The following is a 6,749-nucleotide window of genomic DNA, read 5'->3' on the forward strand; positions in this document are numbered from 1 at the left end:
ATTGGATAAATCAATTATACAGGAGATGGTGTTGAGATGGTACACTTTTCGATTAGCAGAACATTATTTTTGGTACACTTTTAGTTTAGCATATGCAAATCTGCTAATGATCAAAGAGCTAATCGTAAAAACCCTAATAATCCTGCCTATAAAAAGGGTTTAGATAATGAAGGAGTAGTCAATAATCCTAATAATCCTGCTTATTATAAATCTAGAAAATAGTAAAAATTCAGCAATATTTATTGAGTCCATCTTAAAAAGGTGGACTTTTTTTTGTATTCTGAAAAGTATTTTAGTAATATATGAATGTATCATTTCTGTTATTACATGGATAAGGTAGATGTTGGATTGTCAACTGGTGAAAATAGAAGTGAGTGAGGACTTTTGCTTCTCTCCTAACAAAATAATAAGTAAACGTAGACGTAAACAGTATACGTAGACGGTCTACGTAGGGAGAGGAGGAAAAATAGTGCCTAAAAAAATAATAACAACTAAAGCTGAAAGTAAGCTCGGTCCAAAAGTAATAAGTATTTCTAACAGAAAAGGTGGAGTTGGAAAAACAACTCTGACCACAGTCATTGCAGAGGAACTAGCCAATGCAGGATATTCAATAGTAATGCTGGGCCTTGATTCACAGACTGACCTGACTGACATCAACATGAGTCAGAATGAGGATAGTAATCTTTTCGATCTGCTGACAGGACAGAAAGCATTGGAAGAAGTAGTAGTTGAACTGCCCGGTAAAGGAAAGAATATCATACCCGGATCAGCTAGAGTAGATGAAATAAAGACTGGTGTCAGCAACACTCTGGCAGAAATAGTAGAGAAGCTGAAGGAGACCTATGATTTTGTTCTGCTGGACCATCCACCGAGTTTGACTGAGCTTTCGAGGGCTGGCTATATTGTAAGCGATGAACTTCTAATAATTGCAGAGGCACAGCAGCTTTCGCTAAAGAACTTGATGAGTTTCCTGCTGGAGATAAAAGAGCTGCAGCTGGAGACAAAAACAAAGCTAGAAGTTCTGGGAATAGTGGCTAACAAAGTGGATCTGAGAAGAAAGCTGACTGAGAAAATGCTTGCAGAGTACGAAAGAACCTACCCGGATCTCTTCTTTGAGGAATACATTGGAGTAGATACAGCGATACCTAATGCTCAATTCAATCAAGAAACAATGAGAGAACTACCATGGAGAGCAAGAACATTGAGCCAGTTTGAAAGAGTAATAGAAGAAATGATCCAGCGGTTGCAGTAGCTGAAGACTAAAATTCTAAGGGGGGGTTTTTGATGCCGAAAAAAGTACAGGTAAATAAACCAAAGTTGAAAAAGAAATCTAAAGCAAAGGATAATGATGAAGAAAATGAAGAAGAGGTAGATCTGAAGGAAAAACTGAAAAAGCGAAGGAACAAAAAAAGTTTTGAGGAAAAACACGTGAGAGTAACTACCTACCTTGAGAAATCGGTCCGGGAGAAGATGGAGCTCTTGAAGGATAAAAATTTGATAGAAAGCTACACTCAGCTTTTCAATCTAGCCATAAAACATTACATTGCAAAACATTTGGACTAAGATTAATGACCTATGCTCAAGTAAAATGGGCATGGGTTTTTTCCCCTCAGAAAAAGTAGTCCTAGAATCACAGCTAAAGAAGCAATGTAAGCTAGAGATCCTCCAGGATTTCGTAAGTGCTGCGACTCTGAAAGCAAAAAATCTTAATTCTAAATACCTCTACTCTAAAATCGAATATATATCATTAAAATGAAAGGATACTCTCTGGTTGGGGTATTTTCTTTATGTAAAATTAAAAAATTACTGGTTATAAATAATTTATGATCAAAACTACTGATTAGGCTATGTTCAGCACCTACAGTGGTAACTATGTTTGATTTTTAGTGTTCGTAATTTAAAATATAACTTTGTAATAAAAAGGGTTTAGTAGATATTTCAAGAATTATATTATTGGTAGACTAAAAATAAAAGATCTAAGGACGGTGTTATTTATGAGTTTAAATTATAGAGTGGGTAATTATTATAAAGCTAAAAATTATCTGGAAAGTGGATTCAATTTTCCAGAGGGAGAATATAAATTAAAAATTATAAGAGAATGCTTCCCGGAAGATCCTGTTAATGATGAAGATGAGATAGTTATAGCAGAAGAACAATGGTTGGAAGGGCTAGAAGGTAGTGATCAATACAAAACTGATTTAGAGGGCAACTGGTACTATTTTGAGTTCCCAATCAATGATGAAGGTATTGATTATATGTGGGTGCCTGAGTCAGTTGCGGTAGAAGTTTTTGCTAGAAATTAAAGTAGAATGACATACATGTGGCACTCGTATATGTTATTATTATAAATAGATGACATGATATCAATAAAAGAGGTGGTATTAGTGAATGATTATCAGAAAAGCTTAATTAATGAATTATATGAAATTTTATTAAAAATTGATGAAGAAGGATTGAAAGATGATGATTTTTATAATTGGTTAAGCAATAATTATTTTTTTGAAGATGATCTTGAAGAAATTATCATAAATATTAAGGATGCTAAAAATAGTATTGAACTTAATGAAGGCAAAGAATAATCAATGAAAAAAGTAAAGGGGTGGTTAGGTGACACATATAGATGATTTAATTAAAAGTAATAGAGGCAGTCATTATAAACTTTTGACATTAGTAGGCAGTGAAGAAAATCATAAAAATAATATAATTGATTATTTAAAAAATAATGGCTGGAATGTTTATGATATTGAAGAAGTCATTTTAGATTTAATAGAAGATATACCTGAAAACAAAATCGGTTTAAAAATTGGTGATAAAATAAAGGAATGGCTTAGTGATCAAGAAAATAAAATAGTACTTACTAATACAAGTATAATATATTCTCCAGAATTAAGCTTAATTGATCCTGTAGAAACGTTTAGATATGCTATGCGAGGCGACAAGGAAGCAGTGATATTTATTGAAGGCAAAATGAGAGATGATAAAGTAATATATTCTACCCCGGATAAGCAGGATCATAAAGATATTGATATATCTAGAATTGTCTCTGAAAGAATAACTGAAGTTGAGGTGAATTAATTAATGAAAGTTAAAGATTTATTACATTTAGAAGAATTGGATAAAGTAATTGATATTGATACATATATTGAAACTGAGGATAAAGCAAAAGATACAATTGAAAAATATGTAATAACAGATGATTTAAAAGGACATATTCAAAGAATAGCAGAAGACCTAAAAAAACCTAAACATAAGTCTTATCAAATTATTGGTAACTATGGTTCAGGTAAATCTCACTTTCTGGCTATTTTAGCAGCAGTAATTGATAATCATAGATTAGCTGATAGTTTACAAGATGAAGAAACTAAAGAAATATTTAAAGAGAGTTTAGATAGAGAATTTGCAGTTGTGCATTTTGAACTTCAACCAAGTCAACATACTCTAAGTGAATTTTTCTACGATAGACTAACAGTTAAACTAAAGCAAAATTATGGTATTGAAATACCAGAGATTGATGCTGGCGATATTTATGATCATAAAGAAAAAGTTAAAGAAATATTGGATATTATTAAATCTGAAAACCCTAAAATGGGATTAGTAGTAATTATTGATGAAATTTCTGACTTCTTAAAGTCAAAACCTAGTAAAGAGATGAAATTTGCAGACACTCAATTTATGAGAGTTTTAGCACAAGCAAGTAACCAAATGGATTTTATGTTCTTAGGTTCGATGCAGGAAAATGTATTTGAAAGTGATGAATTTATTGAAGAGGCTGAAAGCATCGGCAGAACTATTCAACGTTATGAAATTATTACTATCTCTAAAGATGATATTAAAAAAGTATTATCACAAAGAGCCTTAAAAAAAGATATTAGTCAAAGGGATCAATTAAAAGACTTGCTCGATGAATATGGTCAACAAATTCCCCAAGTCCAAAATAATTTAAATGAATTTGTTGAATTATATCCAGTTCATCCCTATATTATAGATGTTTTTAATTATTTACCTTATTTTGAGAATCGAGGTATTTTAGATTTCACTGTTAAAGAAGTGAAAAATATTTTGGATGAAGAATTTCCAGCCTTTGTAACTTTTGATAAAATTTATAATAAGATGGCTAAAGATCATAACATTAGACAACTCGATGAAATAGCCCCTGTAGTTAATGCTGTAGAAACTTTAAATAGTAAAGTTGATTTATTAAGACCAAATCACCAAGAAGATGCAAAAAAAATAATCAATGCTTTAGCTGTATTAAAAATTTATGGTAAGACAACAAATAATGGTGCTAATCCAGCTGAGTTAGCTAATGACTTAATGATAATTTCTGATAATATTACAAATGTAGATAGAATTAGAATGATTTTAAAGAATTTAAGAGAAGTTACCGATGGACAATTTATTAATAAGACTAAAAATGATTATTATTATTTGGATTTAGACCATGATATTGACTATGATGTAGTTATTCAAAGAAAAGCAGAAAACCTTTATGATGGTGCTGAAGATGGTGTGCTATTAAACATTCTAAAAGATAATTTCTATTTAGATTCAGATTCAAATCATGACAGAGTCTTTGATGATGATAGTTATTGGAAAGAAAAGAAATCATTTAGAGAAGGCACTTTTATTTATGATGATAATTCAGTTGTTTTAGATAAGGGTGACGGAGACTTTAATTTTGTTATAGTTTCTCCATACCAAAAATCAGAAACAATAAAAAGTGATTACGATACTGCAATTTTAAATCTAGAATATAATGAGGAATTAGATAATTCACTTAGTAAGATAGCTGCAGTAAATTCTCTCAAAAGTGGCAGTAATTATCCTAAAAGTATAATGGATAAAAAGAAGAGAAATTTTTTAGAAGAGGCAAAAGAAAAACTACTTAAGTTATTGCTGTTAACTAATATCAAAAATGGCGGGGATTATGATAGTACCAAAAAATTATTAGCACAAGAGCCAGACACTTTAAGTGCTTATTATGAAGCAGTTAAACCAGCTGTATTTGGACATGTATTTAGTAATAAATATCCTGAGTATCCTGATTTGATAAACCGATTATCTCCAGAAAATATTCAGGGAGAAGTAGAAAGAACAATAGGTAGTATCTTAAATGGTAGAGAAGAGATTTCAGTAAGTAATTCTCAAAATTTATTATCTTCTCTTAACTTATTGGATGATAATAATTATCTAGATACCAGAAATTCTAAGTATGCTAATATAATCTTAGATAAGCTTAAAGATAATAAAGGTAAAAATATTAGTGTAAATGGATTAGTTGAAATTTTGGCAGAACCACCATTTGGTTTACAAAAAGAATTAGTATATTTGATTCTGCTTGTAATAACCTATAATGGAGAGGCTAATTTAAAACACAATAATAGAGGTTCTGTAAGAACTTTAACGGCATCTGATTTAAAGCAATTTTTCAGTTCAGGTTTAGATAAATTTGAAGAGATATCTTATGTAAGTTTAGAAACTGATTTTCCTGTAGATGCTATTATTGATTTATTTAAAGTTTTAAATATTAATCCTGGTTTAGTAAGACATGAGAAAAAAAGAAATGATGCTTTAAGGGAATTTAAAGAAAAAACTATTGAGATTGAAGAAAAGATTGAAGAAGTTGATAAAAAGCTTGATAAATTAAAAATGAAACCAAATGATTTTTTTGATATAAATAAATTAATTAAAAAAAGAGAAGGATTAAAAAATATTCCGATTGATTTATTTTCAAAGGTCAATACTATTACTGATTTTAAAAAGATTAGTTTAGATAAAGATGAATTAAAAGATCTTGAACAAGGACTTAAACTTTTAGAGCATTTATTGGGTTACTTAAATGACTTTGAAGAGTTTATATATGATGAATATCTATATATGGAAAAAGCTTTAAAGCTGATTAAAGAAAATGCTGATTTTTTTGAGGATGAATCTATCAATAAATTAAAAGATATAGCTGCTAATTGTGAGGAATTGCTAGGAACAAACGAAGAGGATTTAATGTTATTATTAGAATATGATCAGAGAAGATTGTTAAAAGGAAAATTAAATCAATTTAAAGATAAGTATAAAGCTATATATTATCGTCAACATCGGAATAAAGTTGGGGAAAATATTGAATGGACCAAATTAGAAGAAATAAATAATAAAAAAGAATTAGAGCGTTTAGAAAAGCTTAAAAATATTACAGGTATAAATACTAGAAAGTATAATAACTTAAAGGTAAAAATTAATAACTTAGAAAGAGTTAAATGTACAAAGTTGAAAGAAGAATATCTAGAAGAAAAAAACAAATGTCCGCATTGTGATTTCCCAGAAAATATAGATAGTGATTTTAATGATTTAAATGAAACATTAGATGATTTATTTAATCAAGTAATAGAGATTGAAGAAGAGTGGGAAGGTCAAATCATTTCTGAAATAAAAAATTATGAGGATAACATTTCAAAACTGACTAGTTCGGAGCAAAATATTGTTGGTGAAATATTAGAAAATAAGGAATTACCTCAAACTATAACAAATGAGGTAATTACAGTTTTAAATACTCTCTTTTCAGAATTAAAAGAAGTAGAGGTAACTCCTAAACAATTAATGGAGATTATATTTAAAGATCAAGGCGTTTTAGATTATGATATGTTTGATAAAAAGCTATCTGAAATAAAAGCCTGGATTTTAGAACATGGAGATAGAGATAATATTAGAATTAAGTTTAAAGAAATTGATGAGGAGGAATAAATTTTGAATAAAGA

Annotated in this window: 6 protein-coding genes; all 6 read left to right on the forward strand. The window is 29.6% G+C overall.

All coding sequences use genetic code 11. The features are described 5' to 3' along the window. Nucleotides 1-469: 469 nt before the first annotated feature. Nucleotides 470-1,252 carry a ParA family protein gene (locus CI949_RS14800; protein ID WP_166635189.1) on the forward strand — a complete coding sequence of 261 codons (783 nt, stop codon included), beginning with the start codon at nt 470-472 and terminating at the stop codon, nt 1,250-1,252. Nucleotides 1,253-1,284: 32 nt separating this feature from the next. Then, the gene (locus CI949_RS14805) at nt 1,285-1,563 is read left to right on the forward strand and encodes a hypothetical protein (protein WP_133505391.1); all 279 of its coding nucleotides are present in this window, start codon (nt 1,285-1,287) and stop codon (nt 1,561-1,563) included. Nucleotides 1,564-1,994: 431 nt separating this feature from the next. Next, nucleotides 1,995-2,303 (forward strand): hypothetical protein, encoded by a 309-nt coding sequence (locus CI949_RS14810; RefSeq protein WP_133505390.1) that lies wholly within the window; start codon nt 1,995-1,997, stop codon nt 2,301-2,303. Nucleotides 2,304-2,384: 81 nt separating this feature from the next. Then, a complete protein-coding gene (locus CI949_RS14815; RefSeq protein ID WP_133505389.1) occupies nt 2,385-2,579 on the forward strand; it encodes a hypothetical protein in 195 nt (64 codons plus the stop codon). A gap of 28 nt (nt 2,580-2,607) precedes the next feature. Continuing rightward, nucleotides 2,608-3,075 (forward strand): BREX-3 system P-loop-containing protein BrxF, encoded by a 468-nt coding sequence (gene brxF / locus CI949_RS14820; protein ID WP_133505388.1) that lies wholly within the window; start codon nt 2,608-2,610, stop codon nt 3,073-3,075. Between the two features lie 3 nt (nt 3,076-3,078). After that, entirely contained in the window at nt 3,079-6,735 is a 3,657-nt protein-coding gene (locus tag CI949_RS14825; protein WP_290767680.1) for a DUF6079 family protein, read from the forward strand. Nucleotides 6,736-6,749: the final 14 nt, after the last annotated feature.

It is taken from the genome of Halanaerobium sp., from assembly GCF_003070835.1.

Excerpts from the sequence above, each read along its gene's own strand:
- CI949_RS14805 (WP_133505391.1), top strand. The coding sequence starts at position 1,285 with ATGCCGAAAAAAGTACAGGTAAATAAACCAAAGTTGAAAAAGAAATCT.
- CI949_RS14810 (WP_133505390.1), top strand. The coding sequence starts at position 1,995 with ATGAGTTTAAATTATAGAGTGGGTAATTATTATAAAGCTAAAAATTAT.
- CI949_RS14825 (WP_290767680.1), top strand. The coding sequence starts at position 3,079 with ATGAAAGTTAAAGATTTATTACATTTAGAAGAATTGGATAAAGTAATT.